Origin of the sequence: Vannielia litorea, assembly GCF_018424695.1 — a bacterium.
GTDB lineage: Bacteria > Pseudomonadota > Alphaproteobacteria > Rhodobacterales > Rhodobacteraceae > Vannielia > Vannielia litorea_A.
Map to the genome: position 1 here is coordinate 13,595 of NZ_QTNQ01000046.1, position 18,515 is coordinate 32,109.

Annotated in this window: 16 protein-coding genes; 2 read left to right on the forward strand and 14 right to left on the reverse strand. The window is 63.4% G+C overall.

The annotated features are described in order from the left end of the window. Positions 1-22: 22 nt before the first annotated feature. Both DYI42_RS15035 and DYI42_RS15040 read right to left on the reverse strand, forming a co-directional pair. A complete protein-coding gene (locus DYI42_RS15035; protein WP_213546812.1) occupies positions 23-1,207 on the reverse strand; it encodes a phosphatase PAP2 family protein in 1,185 nt (394 codons plus the stop codon). Positions 1,208-1,226: 19 nt separating this feature from the next. Then, a complete protein-coding gene (locus DYI42_RS15040; protein WP_213546813.1) occupies positions 1,227-2,945 on the reverse strand; it encodes a FlgO family outer membrane protein in 1,719 nt (572 codons plus the stop codon). A 136-nt stretch (positions 2,946-3,081) separates the two neighbouring features. Here DYI42_RS15040 and DYI42_RS15045 point away from each other — a divergent pair, with 136 nt between their 5' ends. Further along, positions 3,082-4,383: a glycerate kinase type-2 family protein gene (locus DYI42_RS15045; protein WP_342344668.1), complete on the forward strand. Its 1,302-nt coding sequence runs from the start codon at positions 3,082-3,084 to the stop codon at positions 4,381-4,383. 19 nt (positions 4,384-4,402) lie between these two features. Here DYI42_RS15045 and DYI42_RS15050 read toward each other — a convergent pair whose 3' ends face one another. After that, entirely contained in the window at positions 4,403-4,570 is a 168-nt protein-coding gene (locus DYI42_RS15050; RefSeq protein WP_213546814.1) for a hypothetical protein, read from the reverse strand. Between the two features lie 287 nt (positions 4,571-4,857). Here DYI42_RS15050 and DYI42_RS15055 point away from each other — a divergent pair, with 287 nt between their 5' ends. After that, positions 4,858-5,367: a superoxide dismutase family protein gene (locus tag DYI42_RS15055; RefSeq protein ID WP_213546815.1), complete on the forward strand. Its 510-nt coding sequence runs from the start codon at positions 4,858-4,860 to the stop codon at positions 5,365-5,367. 82 nt (positions 5,368-5,449) lie between these two features. Here DYI42_RS15055 and tssH read toward each other — a convergent pair whose 3' ends face one another. The 11 genes from tssH to tagH all read right to left on the reverse strand — a co-directional run. After that, a complete protein-coding gene (tssH, locus tag DYI42_RS15060) occupies positions 5,450-8,263 on the reverse strand; it encodes a type VI secretion system ATPase TssH (RefSeq protein ID WP_213546816.1) in 2,814 nt (937 codons plus the stop codon). A 34-nt stretch (positions 8,264-8,297) separates the two neighbouring features. Beyond that, positions 8,298-9,380 (reverse strand): type VI secretion system baseplate subunit TssG, encoded by a 1,083-nt coding sequence (tssG, locus tag DYI42_RS15065; RefSeq protein ID WP_213546817.1) that lies wholly within the window; start codon positions 9,378-9,380, stop codon positions 8,298-8,300. After that, the gene (gene tssF / locus DYI42_RS15070) at positions 9,377-11,338 is read right to left on the reverse strand and encodes a type VI secretion system baseplate subunit TssF (protein ID WP_213546818.1); all 1,962 of its coding nucleotides are present in this window, start codon (positions 11,336-11,338) and stop codon (positions 9,377-9,379) included. The genes tssG and tssF overlap by 4 nt, the downstream gene beginning before the upstream one ends. Further along, complete coding sequence (locus tag DYI42_RS15075) at positions 11,338-11,889, reverse strand: type VI secretion system baseplate subunit TssE (RefSeq protein ID WP_213546819.1); 552 nt, start codon at positions 11,887-11,889, stop codon at positions 11,338-11,340. Before DYI42_RS15075 ends, tssF begins: the two co-directional genes overlap by 1 nt. A gap of 158 nt (positions 11,890-12,047) precedes the next feature. Continuing rightward, complete coding sequence (locus tag DYI42_RS15080) at positions 12,048-12,512, reverse strand: Hcp family type VI secretion system effector (protein ID WP_213546820.1); 465 nt, start codon at positions 12,510-12,512, stop codon at positions 12,048-12,050. 247 nt (positions 12,513-12,759) lie between these two features. Next, entirely contained in the window at positions 12,760-13,248 is a 489-nt protein-coding gene (locus DYI42_RS15085) for an Hcp family type VI secretion system effector (protein ID WP_213546821.1), read from the reverse strand. A gap of 192 nt (positions 13,249-13,440) precedes the next feature. Next, entirely contained in the window at positions 13,441-14,931 is a 1,491-nt protein-coding gene (tssC, locus tag DYI42_RS15090; protein ID WP_213546822.1) for a type VI secretion system contractile sheath large subunit, read from the reverse strand. Between the two features lie 90 nt (positions 14,932-15,021). Then, complete coding sequence (gene tssB / locus DYI42_RS15095; RefSeq protein WP_213546823.1) at positions 15,022-15,555, reverse strand: type VI secretion system contractile sheath small subunit; 534 nt, start codon at positions 15,553-15,555, stop codon at positions 15,022-15,024. 95 nt (positions 15,556-15,650) lie between these two features. Then, positions 15,651-17,009, reverse strand: coding sequence for an ImpA family type VI secretion system protein (locus DYI42_RS15100; protein ID WP_213546824.1), 1,359 nt, complete (start codon positions 17,007-17,009; stop codon positions 15,651-15,653). A gap of 205 nt (positions 17,010-17,214) precedes the next feature. Then, positions 17,215-17,730 (reverse strand): OmpA family protein, encoded by a 516-nt coding sequence (locus DYI42_RS15105; protein WP_213546825.1) that lies wholly within the window; start codon positions 17,728-17,730, stop codon positions 17,215-17,217. A 116-nt stretch (positions 17,731-17,846) separates the two neighbouring features. Then, a partial coding sequence (tagH, locus tag DYI42_RS15110) for a type VI secretion system-associated FHA domain protein TagH (protein ID WP_213546826.1) occupies positions 17,847-18,515 on the reverse strand: 669 nt, incomplete at its 5' end.

The following is an 18,515-nucleotide window of genomic DNA, read 5'->3' on the forward strand; positions in this document are numbered from 1 at the left end:
TGGGAAGGGCGGAGGTGGCAGATCAGGCGTCCGCCCACTCCTCCCGCGCCTTGGACCAAAGCCACGAGAGCATCGGCGCGGCAGACACACCGGCCACGTCGGTCCCGCGCGTCACCAGCGTTCCATGGGCCTTGGGCGCGTCCGCCGCCAGATCGTAGACCTTGGACAGGTGGTAATCCTCGTCGCCGATCCCCACACCGTTGAACTCGGCTTCCGCCACCGTGGCTCCCGCTGCCCCCGCCCTCTGGGCGAGATAGTCGGCCAGCGTGAAGCCCAGGGTCGCCCCGGCAAAGTTGTCGGCCGGGAAGTGCACGCCTGCGACGGTGCGGTTGGTGGTGATGCGGGCCGCGGTGGCCATCAGCAGCTCGCTCTGGCGGGGCAGGGCGGCCTTTCCGCGCATCAGGTGAACCAGCAGCCGCGCCACGCAATGGCTCTCGGTGGCGTGGCCTGAGGGCAGCGCGCCGTGGCCTGGCGTTGGGATCAATGGCATGAGCTGGGCCGAATACCGGTCGGGCCGCAGGCAGGCGAGCCGCTGCTTGAACTGCATCTCCGTGCTGATGGTGGCCGCCTGGACCACGCCGATTAGCTCCAGCGTGTATTTGTGCAGCCCCGCGCGAAGCCCGAGGACGGGCTGGAAGAAGGTCATCGCGTAGCCGACCTGGTTGAAGATCTCGGCGGCCCGGTCGACCCGCAGATCGGCGTAGTTGTGCACAATCGCCGTCTGGGCGAGGAAGTCGTCGGGCGAGGGGCGGGTGAGCTTGACGAGGCGCTTGTAATCGGTGCCAGGGGCGGTATCGGCGTCGCCGCCGGTGGTTTCGAGGTGATAGGCGGCGCAGGCCTCGCCAGAGCCCGTCACGCCGATGGAGCCGACGACCTCACCGAGGATCATGTTGAGCCGCTCGGTCGTGCCCCATTCGGCCAGTGTATTCACGTCATTGGCAGGCATTTGAGTGGGCGGCGCGCCAAGCGCCTCGTAGGGTCCCACGATGCCGTCGCGCGTTGTCAGGATGGATCCGGACATGCCCGGTGAATACCCTCCGCCGACGCCGGCCACACCTGCGACGCCCGCCACACCAGCCACACCTGCGACGCCCGCCACACCAGCCACGCCAGCGACACCCGCAACCCCGGCCACCCCAGCGACACCCGCCACGCCGGCGACCCCAGCAACACCGGCCACACCGGCGGAAGTTGAAGCAATAGACATAATGAAATCCCCTTTTTTATCAGTTCGGTATCCCTGCCTCCCGCAGGGCGTTGGCCCAGGTCTGGCCACTGTCGTAATCGGCTGCCGGGTGATCCCGCAGATAGCTTCTGATGTCGAACCCCGGGTCGGCCCTGAGCAGGGTTTCCGCGGTGTCCCGTGCCTCCTGCATCCTGTCGAGCTGGTGCAGTGCCACGATGCGGGCGCGCAGGCTGGACGCGTGCCGCCGGTTCGCCCGAATGGACCGGTCGGCCAGCGCCAGCGCCCCCTCCGGATCGCCCGCCGCAAGTTTCGCCGCCGCTGAGAGCGCATCGTAGAAATAGCTCTGCGGATCCAGCGGCGAGAGCGCGCGCGCGCGGTTGGTGAAGGTCACCGCCTTTTCGCCATCGTCGGTGAAGGCGTGCAGCACCCCTTTCAGCAACCAGGCCATGGCGTTGTTCGGGTCAAGCTCAATCGCCTCGTCGAAACGGCGCATCGCCACGTCATGGCGCTTGAGCAGGTTATTGTTCACCAGTCCGTCCATGGTCAGGGCAAAGGAGTTGTCTGGCTGAATATCGAGCGCGCGGGCGGTGAAATCGCGGGCATGCGTGGTGTCTTCGTCCAGGCGGGACGACCAGCCCTGCACAACCGAAAGCACATGCCATTTGCCCATCCAGCTGTGCAGCACGGCACTGTCGGGCACGCGCGCGATGACTTCCTCGAGGTAGGTCTTCGACTTGGCAAAACTCTGCACCGACAGTCGGTGCATCAGGGTAATGGAGCTCATCAGCAGCGCATGGCTGTCGACATCGGGCAGCGGTGCGGCGGCGGCAAGATCAAGGGAGGTGTCCATCACCGCGCGGCCGATCTCTCCGGCGAGGTTGCCAACCAACTCGTCCCCGCCGCGCAGGAACTCGCCCATCGAGCCGTTCAACTCTCGGGTCCATCCGATGCGGCCAGACTTGATGTCGATGAAATCGGCGTTCAGCATCATCTTGTCGCCCTGTGTGCGGTAGTTTCCGCAAACGACGTAATCGGCATCCAGCTTTTCGCGGATCTCCTCTAGCGCCACCGACCGGGCGTCAAGTGTCCGGCAGGAGAGGTGGGAGATGACATCGAGCATGTGGCTCCGAGAGAGCGAGCGCGAGATTTCTTCGGAGATCATGTCGCCCAGCTGTGAAGGGCCCTGGTAGCCGCGCGCAGTAGCGAAAGGCAGGATCGCGATTGAAGGGTGCAGGTGCATACCCCGGTTGAGGATCTCCTGAGCGACCCGGCCCGGGCGGGTGCGGGCCACCGCCGACAGCATGGTGCGGTTGGATTTGCGCTGGCTCTGGATCCACTCCTCGAATCCGTCCTCGGCAATTTCGGTGCCTTCGAGAAAGTCGCCGTCTTCCAGCGTGCCGGTGATCCGGATACGCTCGAGATGCAGGCGAACCTCGCTGTTGTTCACTTCGAAGAGCTCGTTGAAGTCCTCGCCGAAGAGGCCGCGCAAGTCGGTCAACGCGCGGCGGAGCGAGGCCCGTCCGTGTTCATGGCCAGAGCGGCCCCAGAGCATGTCTTGCAGCCAGGCGCGGGTGCGGGTGCCTTCCGGCGCCGTCGCGAGCATCGCCAGCATGGCGCGGATCTTGGTGGAGCGCACCCTGATCTCGTCGCCGTCTTCCCACGACAGGGCAAAGACGCCGAAGAGACGTATGCACATGACCCGCACCTCGGCGGCCCCGTTGCTTCCATCGACGTGTTGTGCTGCGTCGGCCTGTGTCATCGGGCATCCCCCTGGCAATGACGTTAGGTTAACTTCTGCGGCGGGTTTGAGAAGATGGCTTCACGCTTTATTCACGATAGCCCAGATTCCCGCAGAACGCGAGTTTTTTGGGCTTTGTCAGAAGGGTTTAGCACTGGTGCTCGCGCCGATGCTGGGCGAGGGTGGCGGCATGGCAGAGGAAAGTGAAAGAGCATTCAAGGCCCGTGCAGAGTTGCGGGCCGAGGCGGAGCTGATCTTCCGGGCAGGTGTTTCGGCGGCAGATCCGGGCACAGGCGTCGACCGGGCGCTGGAAGCTGATGGCTGGTCGGGGCGCTTCGTGATCGCCGTTGGCAAAGCCGCCCCCTCCATGATGCGTGCAGCGCTCAAGAGGGTTGGGCCGGTTGAAGCGGCACTGGTGGTGACCAATCCCGAGAACGCGGGCGATCTGCCGGGCGCTACCGTCATGGAAGCGGCGCACCCGGTGCCCGATGCGGGCGGTCTGGCCGCGGGCGAAGCGGTGCTGGAGCTTCTCGCCAAGGCAGGCGAGGGCGACAAGGTGCTCGCGCTTGTGTCGGGCGGCGGTTCGGCTTTGCTGCCTGCGCCGGTCGAGGGGGTGAGCCTTGCCGACAAGGCAGCTGTCAACGAGGCGCTCCTGGCGTCGGGCGCGGACATCCACCAGATGAACCTCGTGCGCCAGCAGCTTTCACGGCTCAAAGGAGGCGGCTTTTTGTGGGCCGCGGCCCCGGCACATGTGCGGGCGCTGGTGCTCTCGGACGTGCTGGGTGACGACCTCTCGACCATCGCGTCCGGCCTTACCGCGCCGCCGATCGGCAGCTGTGAAGAGGCCGCGGAGACGTGCCGCAACCTCGGGATCTGGGAGCGCCTGCCTGAGTCGGCCCGGAGGCACCTGGCAGGACAGGCCGATGAGCAGCCTGCGCTACCGCCGGCAAGGAACGAGATCATCGGCTCCAATGGGGTGAGCGTGATGGCGATGGAACGCGCCGCGCCGGGGGCACGGGTGGTTTTGGAGCCGTTGGAGGGAGATGTGGAGGAAGCAGCGCGCGCGGTGATTGCTGCAGGCGACATGGGGCCGGGGATCACTCTTTTCGGTGGCGAGACGACGGTGCGGCTCTGTGACGAACCCGGCACGGGTGGGCGCAACCAGCAACTCGCGCTGAAGGTCGCCGAGCTTGCCGACTGGCCGGGGCAGTGGGTGTTCCTGTCCGGCGGAACCGATGGCCGGGATGGTCCCACCGATGCCGCGGGCGGCATGGTGGACCATGGCACGCGGGCGCGGCTGGCGTCGGCGGGCAAGAGCGCGGCCGACTACCTTGCGCGCAACGATGCGTACCACGGTCTCAAGCTGTCAGGCGATCTGTTGATCACAGGTGCGACCGGCACCAATGTGGCCGATCTTCAGGTGCTCATCCGGCGGGAGCCGGGCAGGTCGGGCTTCTAGGCCCGCCGGCCACGCAGCGTCACTCGCCCTCGTGGCCCTCCGGGCCGGTGTCGATCAGCCACCCGCCGGGACCGGCAACGCTGTCGGGCAGGATGTGCGAGATGGTGTAGAAGATCTCGCGCAGCAGCACGCAGACGAGAAAGGCAGATATTACCTGTCCGATGGTAATAGAGGTCAGAATTTCCATAACGGTCTCCCCTGATTGCCGCAAAAGCAACCTCGGCGGGAAATGAGGCGGAATCGAGACACGCACGCGGCGAGGGATGGGCTTTTGCGGCGCTAACTAAAAGCGGCGGAACGTCAACTGAGGAAATCCTGAAAGCAATCACAGGTGGCGGTGGATGGCCGGTGCAGAGCCACGCGGTGCACGAATCGTCGCCGAGGGAATGCGCGGGCGCTGGTGCCTTCTACGCCACGCGACGATCATGCGCTGCAGGGCATGCGTGCCCTCTCATTGTGTAACAGGAGTTTGTAATGAAACGAAGATTCCAGAGCCTTCCTCTCGCCGTCGCCTTGAGCCTCCTTGCCGCAACCGGTGCCGCCGCCGCCACTGCAACGGCCACACTCGCAGGCCCTGATGGCACCACCATGGGCACGGTGATGGTTGAAGACACGGGTTCGGGCCAAGCGCTGGTGACCGTGACGTTGGAGGGCGTGCCCACGGGCGCCCATGCCATTCACATCCATGAGTCTGGGGACTGCTCGGCTGAGGGTTTCACCTCGGCGGGCGGCCACTGGACGGGCGGGCATGACCATGGCGTGATGGCCGAGGCTGGCCCGCATGCGGGCGATCTGCCCAACATCGAGGTGCCCGAAAGCGGGATGGCCAAGGTGGCGCACTTCAAGCCTGACGTCACCGTGGAGGCGATGCTGGACGAGGATGGTGCAAGCTTCATCGTGCACGCCGGCGCGGACGACTACGAAAGCCAACCTTCGGGAGACGCGGGCGGCCGCATCGCTTGCGGGGTTTTCGAGGCAGAGTAGTGCCTGCCGAAATGAGATAGGGGCAGGCTCTAAGGCCTGCCCCACTCACTGTTGATCGCGGGCAACTGGCGCGACTGACGCTTCAGGCCAGCTGGTAATCGAAGGCCTCGTCCTTCACATCCACCTTGATCTCTTTCAGTTCATCGCCCCCGACAGCTTTCTCCAGAATGGCGCGGGAGAGGTCGGGCAGGATCGTCTGGGTGATGATGTTGTCGATCATCCGACCGCCCGAATCCGGGTCGTTGCACTGGCTGACGATATGCTCGATCACCGCGTCGGAGTAGGTCATCGTGGCGTTGTGGTTGCCCTTCACGCGCTTGACGATGGAGCCGAGCTTGAGCTTTGTGATCATCGCCAGCACGTCCTTGGAGAGCGGATAGTAGGGGATGGTCACGATCCGACCGAGCAGCGCGGGCGGGAACACCTCGAGGAGCGAGGGCTTGAGCGCATCGGCCAGCGCCTCGGCGTCGGGGCGAGCCTCGCCCTGCTGGCACATGTCCATGATGACATCGGTGCCCGCGTTGGAGGTGAGCAGGATCAGGCAGTTCTTGAAGTCGATCGAACGGCCCGAGCCATCTTCCATGTGGCCCTTGTCGAAGACCTGGAAGAACAGCTCGTGCACGTCGGGGTGGGCCTTTTCCACCTCGTCGAGCAGCACCACCGAATAGGGCTTGCGGCGCACCGCCTCGGTCAGCCGCCCGCCCTCGCCGTAACCCACATAGCCCGGAGGGGCGCCCTTGAGCAGGGCGACGGTGTGGGCCTCTTGGTACTCGGACATGGCGATGGTGATGACGTTCTGCTCACCGCCATAGATCGCCTCGGCCAACGCCAGCGCCGTCTCCGTCTTGCCGACGCCGGAGGGGCCGGCGAGCATGAAGACACCGATGGGCTTGCCCGGGTTGTCGAGCTTGGCGGTGGAGGTTTCGATGCGCTTGGCAATCATCTCCAGCCCGTGGTCCTGCCCGCAGACGCGCTCTTTGAGACGGTCGGCGAGGGTGAGGATCGCCTGCAGCTCGTCGGCAACCATCCGGCCCACGGGAATACCCGTCCAGTCCCCCACAACGCTCGCCACGGCCTGGTAATCGACGTGGGAGTAGATCATCCGGTCGTCGGCATCGCGCGCGTCAAGTTCCGCCACCTTGGTTGCCAGGGCCTCGCGTAGCTTGGCGGCGTCGTCGCCGGTGGCTGGGGCTACGTGCTCTTCGGGGATCTCCACGGGTTCGGCGGCGGTGGCTGCCGCTTCGCCCGCTTCGCCCTCAGCCTCCGCAGCTTCATCGGCGGCATCTTGCGCGGCGTGGGCCTCATCCGGGGTGGGGGGCACTTCGCCCGGCTCGTCCACGGGCAGCTTGGCGTCTCCCTGTCCGGTAAGCTGGGCGCGCAGTTCCAGCACCTCCTGCACGATGGCCTTTTCGTCCTCGTACATCTTCTCGGCGGCGGCCAGTTCTGCCTTTGCCTTCTCGATCTCTTCCTTCACCTCGGCCTTGCGCTCTTCGGCGGTTTCACCCAGTTCCGACTGACGCTCCTTGCCAAGTAGCTCTGCCTCATACTTGGCGATGGTCGCCTTGAGATCTGCCACTTTGGCGGGGGTAGTGCTTTGCGAGATGGCGACGCGGGCGGAGGCGGTATCAAGCAGGCTTACCGCCTTGTCGGGAAGTTGCCGTGCGGGGATGTACCGCGACGAAAGCTGCACTGCGGCCACGATGGCCTCGTCGGAGATGCGCACCTTGTGGTGGTTCTCCATCGGCGCCATGATCCCGCGCAGCATGTAGCAGGCGCGCTCGATGTCGGGCTCGTCCACGGTGATGGGCTGGAAGCGGCGTGTGAGCGCCGGGTCTTTCTCGAAGTATTTCTGATACTCCATCCAGGTCGTCGCGCCGATGGTGCGCAGGGTGCCGCGCGCCAGTGCGGGCTTCATCAGGTTGGCGGCGTCGCCGGTGCCCGCCGCCCCGCCCGCACCGATCAGCGTGTGGGTTTCGTCGATGAAAAGGATGATCGGGGTGGCCGAGCCCTGCACCTCGTCGATCAGTTGCCGCAAACGCTGCTCGAACTCGCCCTTCATCGAGGCCCCGGCCTGCATCAGCCCCATGTCTAGGCTCATCAGCCGGCTGCCCTGAAGCTGCGGCGGCACATCGCCGGAAGCCAGCCGCTGGGCGAAGCCCTCCACCACGGCGGTTTTGCCCACCCCGGCCTCACCGGTGAGGATCGGGTTGTTCTGGCGGCGGCGCATCAGCACGTCGATGATGTTGCGGATCTCGTCGTCGCGGCCCACGATCGGGTCCATCTTGCCCGAGCTGGCCTGGGCGGTGAGGTCGACGCAGTAACGATCAAGCGCGCCGGTGCCGGTAGAGCCACCTTCGGCGCCGCCCTCGCCGCCGCCCGAAGAGGAAAGGCCCGAACCATCCATCGGGCGCTGGTCCTCTTCTTCCGACATGGCCCATACGCCGCGCGCGTCGTTCACCATGGTCTCGACGTTGAGCGCGGCCAGTGTGGGCGAGCATTCCTTCAGCGCGCGGAGCAGTTCCTTGCTCTTCAGCGTGGCCACGAGCAGGTGGCCGGTGCGAATCTGCGGTTCAGCGAAGAGCAGCGTGCCGTAGTGCCAGCCGCGATCCAGCAGGTCGATCACGCCCTCGGCAAAGCCCGGCATCTCGGTGACGTTCTTGCGGTAGTCGTCGATCTTCTTCTGCAACTCGCCGATCACCTTGGAGCGATCAATCGAGTAGTTCTGGAGCGCTACCGAAATGTCGCTCTTCTCATTGGCCACCATGTGAAAGTACCAATGCGCCAGCTCGACGTTACGGTTGCCCTCGCTGCGCGCGTGGCGGTGGGCTTTCATGAAGGCGTCATAGCCTGTCCGGTTGAGTTTTCCGGCGACTGTCTCGAGGCTCACGTCTGACATTTTGCGGTCCGTCCCTGTCTGAAATACTTGGTTGTTACTCGGTTTGAATGCTGCCGATCACGGCCTGGTGCAGGCTGAACCGGGCGTCTGAAACATAATCGTCTTCACTGGTGCCCTCGTCATCGGCCTTCAGTGGCGTCCAGGTCGTATAGCCCAGCCGCCCCTTCGTGCCGAGCTGGGCCTTGGGGCACAGCTTGCGGGGCAGGGCGAGCTCGACATCGAAATCAATCTGCTCACCCAGGTAGAACCTTACCATATCTGCCAGCCGTTCAAACATGTCTCCGCCGGGAAGGAAGCTCTCGTAGTCATCAAGCGCTTCGGTGCGGATCTCGATGGCGGCCTTATCATTGATCGAATAGACCCGGCGCCCAGCATAGGTGTTGCGCCCCAGGTCGGAGCCAGCCTGGCCGATACGGGTCAGGTCGCTTTCCTCGAATTCAAGCCAGATGCCCTCGCGCTCGCGGATCGAAATATCGACGCCGAGCACGCCTTCGAGCACCTGTTGCAGCCGCTTGGCGGATTTCACCCGGCTTGCCATGACCCCGGCGTAGGGCAGTTTGGCAATATCCGGCACCCGGTCGCGGTCCCGGTAGGGCGCGGTCCCGATACCGATCATCGAGCCGACGTAGGCGGCGAAGCGGTCGTCTTCCGGGCGGTCGAACTGGGCGATGGGGCGCGCATCGGCCCAGACGCGATGGAAGAGTTGCAGGAAACGTGTGGCGAAGATGTCGGCGAAGCGCACGAAGGCATCGTCGCCTGCGTCCTGCCACCGCATGGCCTCTGCCGTCGTCAGAATAGGCAGCGGGCCTTGCGGGCCAAAGTAGCCCAGGAACCGGGTGCGCAGACGCGGGATCTCGTCTTCACGGACCTCAAAAGCCTGCACGTTCGACGCGGGGAAATCGAGAAACGGGTCTTGCCCGATGGTCACGATTTCCTGGTTCAGCACCTGGCTCCGGCCGATCCGGGGCTTATCGGGAAACATCCGCTCCATTTCGCGCAGGAGCGCGTGGATGTTGAAGCGGTAGGGCTCGGCCTCGAGCATTTCACGCCGGGTATGCGCCTCTTCCAGCGGCACCGGCTTGGCCTCGTCGGCCTTGGCTTTTCCCGATTTGCTCACAGCAGGGGCCCGGTGCCCGAACGGGGCGTGAAGCGCATCACCTCGCCCCGGCTGTCGGAAACAAGAACTGTCTCGGTGAAGCTGTTCACATGGGCATAATCGGCAAAGAAGCGGTCGAGCACGGCACCGAGCAGCATGATGCCGGTGCCCTCGAAGGCGCGCTCGTCGAACCTGAGCGTCACCTCGGTGCCGCGTGCGGCATGGTAGCCATCCTCACGGCGCAGCGAGCGCGTGATCGGACGCGAGGCAATGCCCGTGATGCCGCGGATCTGTCGCTCGGTCACCGCGTCGCCGATGTCGGAGAAGAGGCCAAGCAACTCGCGCAGCCCGCCTGCCGGGTCTTCGGTGTGGCGATCCTTCAGGCCGAGCTGGTTGAAACTGAGAAGGTTCACCAAACGCCACATCACCTCGCCGTGGTGGCCGATACGCGGATCGTTGTGATCGAGGTTTGCGATGGAAACGCGCGGCGGGGTGGGGCCGGCAATGCAAGCCAGCGGCACATTCACGTCGTCAGTGAGCCGGAAATCCACCTGGCTCTGACCAATGGGCAACTGCTGCACGAGGTGACGGTTCGAGCACAGCGCAATGACCTGAAGCCGTTGCACACGTTCCTCGTCATCCAGCCCTGCGGGCTCGTAGATCGAAAGGTATGTTTCGGTGCCAACGTAGTCTCCGCCGAAGCCGAAACGCCTCTCCTTCTCGGTCAGTCGGCGAGGCTTACGGCGATGGCTGTAGTAAAGCGCATCGCCGGGGCGCACTTCGCCGTCTGGCTGGGAATAGAGCCGGTTGACCAGAACCTTCTTCCGCATCCCCGGATAATGGGCGTAAACCTCCTTGATCCGGTGCACTTCGTAATTCACCGATGGGCTGGAATCCGGCACAACGAGATACTCGTTGAACTTCGGGTCCGGTCTGACCCGGCTGCACCGTTCCTCGAAGAGGTTGACCGAAGGCGCGGCATAGAGACGGAAGTTGCTCGCCTCGATCAGCGCGGCCAGCTTGGGCTGGCTCTTGTCGAACTCGATGAGCACGTCGAACATGGGCGCGGGGATGCGCGCGAGCAGCCGACGCAAGCCTCGCATCCTGAAGCCAAGGAACTTCTGCGGCAGGATCCAATATTCGCGCAGGTGCGAAAACCCTTCGAAGATCTTGTCTTCCTCGGGAAAGAGCCGCTCGTCCTCACGGAAGCCGACCTGCTCCAGAAAATCGGGCGGGCAGGGCAAGAACACCGGGTCTCCGGACCGATCAAGGTAGCGCAGGGTGATGCGGCAGGTGTCGGAGAAGAGTTGCTCGTAGAGTGTGACCATGTCGGCGCGGGGGCCGTTCAGGTAAACCGGCAGTTCGCGGGCCTGGATCTCGTTGACCAGCGCGGGCTTGTCCCCCTTCTTGGGCGGCAGCTCGGGGTCGCGCTCGTCGTTGTCGGTGCGCCGCACGAGCCGAAGGCGCAGCCCGGACGAGGTTTGCCCCAGCACATCCAGCCCGAGGGCCTGCATTGGTCCTGGGGAGGGCATGTAGGTGGCGGTGTCCAGCTCCAGCGGCCAGAGCGTGAGCGGTGCAGAGAGCCGGAAGCGCGCCGAGACCCGCTGCTCGCGCTCCACGTAGGTGGCATCGAGGTAGGACCCCGCCGGAAAGCTCTCGCCCTTCACCAGATCCTTTTCGGTGAAATCCGGGCGGGCCTGCACGATCATCGCCGAAGGCGTGGGCGCCAGGTAATCCGGCATCAGTTGTTCGAGCAGCGCCGTGGTGAAGTTTTCAAACTCACCCTGAACCGCCACCTGGATCCGCGCGGCCATGAAGGCCGTGCCTTCGAAGAGCCCTGCAAGGCCGGGGTCGAGCTTGTCTTCCGCCAGCCCGCCAAGCCGCTCGGCGATACCCGGGTACTCCTCGGCGAACTCCTTGGAACGCTCGTAGAGGATCGCCAGTTCCTTGTTGTAGGCGTTGAGGAATTCGCGGTTCATCAGGCGCCTTCGATATTCGAGAATTTCATCTTGCCGGAGCCTACGTCGATTTCGGCGACGAATTCGAGAGGAATATCAACCGGCTTGCAGGCCATCTCGGCATTGATGTCGAACATCAGCTTCTGGTTCACGTCGTCGAATTCCTCGCGCAACTGCACGTCCATGGTTTCGGGCACAAAGCGCGGCTCGTGGTTCAGCAGCGCCTTGGCCAGCTGCTGGGGCACACGCTGCACCTGGATATCTTCGGAGGTCAGGTTCGACAGGTCCACCACGCCGTAGTTCAGGACAGATTTCTTCACATATTCCAGATCGTCCACATCCATCACCGCATCGAGATTGATGGTATTGGCCAGCTGCACAAGGTCGATCTCGAGGTTGCGGCGCAGCTGCGCCTCGTTGGCCCCGCGGCGGCGCACGGCCGCACGATCCGTCAGGACGCGCTGGCCATCCTGGTAGCTGGTGCTATCCACCTTGGCGTCACGCGCCCGAAACGCCTCTCGAAAGGCGTACATGATCGGGATCTGAAGCTGTTGCTTGGGGTCGCGTGCCATGGGGCCTCGCTGCGATCAAATGGGCTTTTCCGGTGGGCGCCGGGGCTGCGCGCCGGGTGAGCGCCCGAACGCAACGTCAACGTTAGCGCCCGCGAACGGTGCCGTGAAGGGGGCAGGGGCGGAGTTTTTCGTGAAATCCGCCCTTGGGTTTGACCGCGTCAGGTGGCGCCGGTGGCCACGTTGTATTCGGCGCTTGTGGTGCCAAGCTCCGTACCGTCCTCGTTCTGAATCCGGTATTCAACCGTGATCTGGCGATAAGCAAGGGTGCCGGTCTCGGTAAGTTGGTCATTCTCACCCTGGCCGCCGATGTCCATCGAAGAGATCAGCGCGTGGTTCAGCTTGACGGTAAAATAGGGCAGGGGCTTGTCACCTGTCGCCTTCGTCGCGTGGATCAGAACCTCATCGAAATGCTGGCCGAGGCAGAGCATCCGCATCACCACGGGAGAGCATTTGTCTGTCAGGCGCACGAACTGGAGATCTTCCATGGCGACCTTTCCCGAGCCGCCGCCGCGCCCGGTGGAAAAGGTCACCGACTGGCTGCCCCCGAAACTCATGCTCAGAAGGTCCATCCAGCCTTCATAACCTTCGACAACGCATTCGCCGTCGACTCCATCGAGTTTCATGTAGAGAGCTGTGGCCACGATCCGGCTCCTTTCAATAACTGTCGCGCAATGGCTTGGTGTTCGTAAATGAAACGGTGCGCGCGAAAACTATGCGCAGGTCGGAGTATGGCGCCCCGCTGACGCTGGGGCAAGGAAATTAGGCCGTGCAGCATCGGTCCAACCTTTCGTCGGGTGAGGCTGGCCTATAAAGAAAAAACGGGGCGCATCGCTGCGCCCCGTTCCTGTGTCTGGATGAACCCGGTTGGGATCAGATGCCGGTGCCGGTGGCCACGTTGTAGCCAGCGGTGGTGGTGCCCATCTCGGTACCATCCTCGTTCTGGATCTTGTACTCAACGTCGATCTGACGGTAGCTCAGGGAGCCGCTTTCGGTCATCACGTCGTTGCCGCCGCCGGCGCCGCCGAAGCTCATGGAGGAAACCATGGCGTGGGTCAGCTTCACGGTGAAGTAGGGGAGCGGCTTGCCGCCGGTCGCCTTCGTGGCGTGGATGTCAACGGTGGCGTAGTGCTGGCCGAGGGCCAGTTTCTTCACCAGGTCGGTGGAACACTTGTCGCAGATCTTGGTGAACATGACGTCGCCCATCGAGACCTTGCCCGAACCGCCGCCGCGACCGGTGCCGATCGTCACCGACTGGGAGCCGGCAAAGGACATGGAGGTGAGGTCGACCCAGCCTTCGTAGCCTTCGACCACGCATTCGCCTTCGACACCATCGAGTTTCATGTAAAGAGCGGTAGCCATTAGTTGATCTCCTTGTGGTTACCTTGTGGAAGCAAATAACTTGCCGTTTTGAAATAAAGACCGGTAATCCTCGGTCTCTACTGAGATGGGAAGCCAGGCCTCCCGTTGCAAGGCTCCCTCACAAATTTTTTTACGAAATCGTGAAGGAACCGGACGGGCCCTGCAAATACAGGGCCCGAACCCTTTGAAATATCAGCCGCCGGAGGGCAGGCGGGACACCAGGCTCATGCCGATATCCATGCCTTCCATCTGGAAGTGCGGACGCAGGAAGAACTTGCCCATGTAATAACCGGGGTTCTCCTCGTCGGGCACGATCTTGATCTCCGCGCCGGCAAGCGGGCGCTTGGCCTTGGCCTGTTCCGAAGAGTTCTTCGGGTCGCCGTCGATATACTGGGCAATCCAGTTCTTCAGGTCGCGCTCGAGGATGTCCTGCTCCTTGGTGGAGCCGATCTGATCGCGCACGATGCACTTGAGGTAGTGCGAGAAGCGCGACACCGCGAAGATGTAGGGCAGGCGGGAGCTGAGATTGTCAGCCGCCGTGGCCTCCGGATCGACGAAGCTCTTGGGCTTGTAGAGCGACTGAGCGCCGATGAAGGCAGCCTTGTCGGTGTTCTTGCGGTGCACAAGGCTGATGATACCGGACTTGGATAGCTCGCCTTCGCGCCGGTCCGAAATCGCGATCTCGGTGGGGCACTTCTGGTCGGTCGAGCCGTCGCCGGTATCGAAGGTGTGGGTCGGAAGGTTGATGACCTCACCGCCCGACTGCACGCCACGAATACGCACCGTCCAGCCATATTCCTTGTGGGCGCGCGCGATGTTGGCCGCCATGGCATAGGAGGCGTTCATCCAGGCATACTTGGTGCCTTCGTGGCCATCGGTCTCTTCCTCGAAGTTGAAGGCTTCGACCGGCAGGCTGTTCTGGCCATAGGGTTCGCGGGCCAGCACGCGCGGGGCGGTCAGCGCCACGTAACGGCTGTTCTCGCTCTCACGGAGCGACTTCCAGGCGGCGTAGTCAGGCGTCTCGAAGATCGAGCCGAGGTCGGCCGGCTTGTTGAGGTCGTTCCAGCTGTCCATGTTCATCAGACCCGGCGATGCGGCCGAGATGAATGGCGCCATGGAGGCGGCGGCGATCTTGCCGAGGTCACGCAGCAGGCGCACGTCAGCGGGCGAGTGATCGAAGTAGAAGTCGCCGATCAGCGCGCCATAGGGCTGGCCGCCGAGTTGGCCGAATTCATGCTCGTAGATCTGTTTGAACAGCGGGCTTTGGTCCCACTTGGCGCCCGGGTAAGACCGCAGTTCGCGCTCAAGCTCCTTCTTGGAGACGTTGAGCACCTTGATCTTCATAGTCGCGTCGGGCTCAGAGTTCATCACGCAGTGATGCAGGCCGCGCCAGGCGCTTTCGATCTGCTGGTACTGCTCGTGGTGGATGATCTCGTTGACCTGGCTGGTCAGCTTCTCGTCCAGCTTGGCGATCATCTCGTCGACCGTGTCGAGGATATCTTCCTTGATCACGGTGCTGTCGGAGAGCGCCGTTTTCACCAGCGTCGATACCGCGTTTTCCACCTCGGTGGCCGCGGTATCGGAGCGGGGCTTGAAGTTGGTTTTCAGCGCTGCGGAGAAGGCGTCGAGCTCATCGACCTCACCACCTGCGGCGCCGGCTTCCTGTTGGGCTTCGGTTGCCATGTGTCTGGTCCCTGTCTTTGATCTGATCGATGGCGGGCGGCCCTTGCCTGGCCGCAACCGCCCGCGAAGTCACGCGGTGGAGCCGGGGCCTCAGCCCTCTTCGCCACCCTCTTCGTTGTCGTCGTTGATGTCGGCGCGCTTCTCGGCGAGCAGCTTCATCATCTCGGGGTCGTCAAGCAGCTTGCGCAGTTGGTCCTGGGCGCCGGACTTGCCGTTCATGTAGCGCTGAAGGTTTGCCAGCTCGTCGCGGGCGTCGAGCAGCTGCTTGAGCGCCGGCACCTGCTTGGCGATCTCGCCGGGGTCGAGGTCGGACATCTTCTTGAAGTTGAGCGAAACGCCAAGCTTTTCACCCTCTTCCTCGCCCAGCTTGTTGTCGACGTTGAACGACACGCCAGGAGCAACGGCATCCATGTAGTCGTCGAAGTTCTCGGTATCGACCTGGGTGAACTTGCGCTCGTTCATCGGGTCTTTCTCGACCTCCGAAGAGTTGCCGGACAGGTCCGCCATCACGCCCATCACGAAGGGCAGTTCAACGTTCTTCTCGCTGTCATACGGGTCTTCGTAGGCGATCTGCACCCGGGGGGGGCGGTTGCGTTTGATGAATCGGGTTGCTGAATCAGCCATGAGAAAATCTCCCTAATACTTAAGCAATTGAAGCCACGTGGCCCCTGCTTTGTCAAATGTTTTGCCCCCACGGAAAGGGGGTGGCTGACCGAGCGTCAGCCGGGTTGGTCCATGTGTTGGAACAGGTCACCAATTATCGACGAGAAATCCCGGTTGAGGTAGGTCTTCGCCTTGAAGAGCAGCACAGGCACCGGGCTTGACGGCTCGGTCTGGCGGAAAAAGTTCTCGACCGCCGAGAGCAGCGCAGCCGCCTGTTCGCGGTTTTCGCAAACCACGGGTTCGGCAGGGCCGGTATCGACCATCACGGCACCGGCGGGCAGCTCGTAGGCAGCAAGCTGGCTCATCCGCCCGAAGTCGAGCATGAAGCCCTCCTTGGAGCCGAAATCGACGATCGCGTTGCCCGACATGCCGGGAAGCAACGCCTCGAGTGCCTCGGTCAGCGGTTTACCGAAGAGATCCTGGGCCTGTCGAATCAAGAGAAGTGCGGGCGCGGATGGCTCGACCGAGGCAAAATAGGCCTCGATCTGTTCCAGTGCGGCCTTGGCAGTGGCGTGGTTCGGCACCGGGCCCACCATGACAGGCGGTCCGGAAGAGACCGACACATTGCCACCCGCCACGGGCACCGGAGCCCCGTCCTCGCCGGGCGCACCTTCGGCGCCCTCTTCGGTTGCACCGTCCGCCGCCGTATCCCCGCCGCCCGCAAGATCGGGGCGGGCATCCTCGAAGAGCGCGATCATGTCGCGCAGAACTTCCTCAAGGTTGTCGAACTGGGGCGAGAAGGCGCCGCTGTCGGCCAACATGCAGACATTTTTGATCGCCGCGCAGCCAGAGCGCGCCAGCGTCAGCGCCTCGTAAAGCTTGTCGACGTTTTCGGCGTTGTCGGCGCTTTGCAGCGCAGTGGTGATGGCCCCGGCGTCCGCGGCGGCCTTCTCGGTGCCGCGTGGGTCTTTCTTACCGGTCGAAAGCTCGTAATCACGAAAGGCAAAGCGGCCGGCACGGCGGTCTTCAAGCAGCGGCGCGTGCTCCAGTGGCATCACCACCTGGCCCATTTCGTTAAGCAACTCGATGGCGTTGCGGCGCTCGGTGGCGTCACCTTCCTCGATCTTGGGGTTCACATCTGCCCAGTGGCGCTCCAGCAGCCCCTGCATGGTCTGGATACACTCGGAAAAGCCGATGATACGGCCCGCGAGCGCCTGGAACTGCGCCTCAAGCGCCAATAGCCGAAGGCAGCGCGTGCGCTCCAGCAACTTGTCGATCGCTGCGACTTCTTTCTTGATGTCGATATTCTTGCGGTCGAACACCTCGCCGGTTTCGCCGCTGACGATGTAGCGCATCGGAACGCGGTCGATCGCCTCGAAGTAGTATTCGATATAGTCATCGTCGTCTTCAAGCAGCAGGTCCGGGCCGCAGGGCTGATCACCGGAGATCGGCTCGAAGAGATTGTCGTAGCGCATCTTTCATCCCGTTGGGTGGGGTTGCCTCAAGAGTGGACTCGGGGGCACCCTCGTTCGTTCGGCGGCGATACTGGCGCGATAAGGCGCGGAGGTCACTCAAAAAATTTTCGTGCGGCACCGGATAAACGGAAAATTCACCAAAAAGAAACGCCGCCCCGGTGCCGGAGCGGCGAATTAAACTTACCTCACGGAACCGTCTGCACGATTATTGCAGATCGATCCGCAACTCCACGCGGCGGTTTTCCGGGTCCATCGCGTCATCGGTGCGTGGTGCCGTTTCGCCGAAGCCCATGGCCGAGAGGCGTTCTTCACTCACGCCGAGGCCGATCAGATAAGCCTTGACGGAGGCGGCACGATCCTCGGAGAGGTTGCCGTTGTAGGCTTCGGTGCCGCGGGCATCGGTATGACCCTCGATCATGAAGCGCGCCTTCTTGAGCCGCTCGTCCTCGAAGGCTTGGGCGACGACGGCAAGCGTTTCTTTCGCCTGCTCTGTCAGCTCGGCGCTGTCGAGTTCGAAGTTGATCATCATGTCCATGCCCTTGGGCTTGGGCGGGGCGCACTCCTCGGCGGTGCCGATGCAAATGCCACGGTTGAGCCCGAGGTCGGCGCTGTCGACGAGGAAGTTGGCCACATCATCGGCGGAATAGGGCGTCGCCGACTGTGCATTGGCGGCCAGCGCGGAGGCTGCCACCAGAGCTGAAGAGAGGAGCAGGTTGCGCATTGAAATCACCGTTTGGTTCAAAAAATCGTGGTACCAACTTATGAATTCCGGGCCGTTTTGTCAAGGAAAGGCCCGGAATTTAGCGGTTTTGTCATACTGCCAGCATGAGCGCCAAGCTATTGATTTTCTGTCTTTTCCATCACGTCATCATAGGCTTCGGAAAAGTACGCGAGGAACACGTCGAGCATGCCATTGTCATAGGGGTGGGTCTTGGCGTCCCAGCGTTCCACGTAGATTTCCCAGGCCCGGCTGCCCTTGCCGCTGAAGCGACCACCTTCAACCTTCTCTTCCACCGACTCGGGGCTCATGTCCTCCAGCAAACGGGCCAGCGCGGGTTGAAGCGCGGCATGCACGGCATATTGGTGCAGCTTGATGTCGTTGAAGCTCTTCTGCACCGTCTCGGCACCGCGCATGTAGCCCTGGCGACCCGCGCCGAACATCACTTCGAGTTGCTCGGCGGCCCCGGGCATGAACTTCAGCGGGTTGTTCGCATCCGCGCCGATCATCGTGCGGCTGCCGGCCTTGAAGTTCTGCTTGGCGGCCGCGCGGGCCTTCAGCAGCCCGGCCAGCTCACCGACCATGATCCGCAATGCGCGACCGATCTCATGCGCCACGGCGCCCGGGTCCGGGCCTTCAAAGGCCTTGGGGTCAATCCCCGCGCCATCCGCGATCGCGGCAAGAAGGCCCGAAGCATCACCGACGCTGCCCTCCTTGGGGGGCGGGGCAGATGGTGCCTGAACAGGTGGGGCCGAAAATGCCTCGGCGGCGGGAGCAGTGGGGCTGAC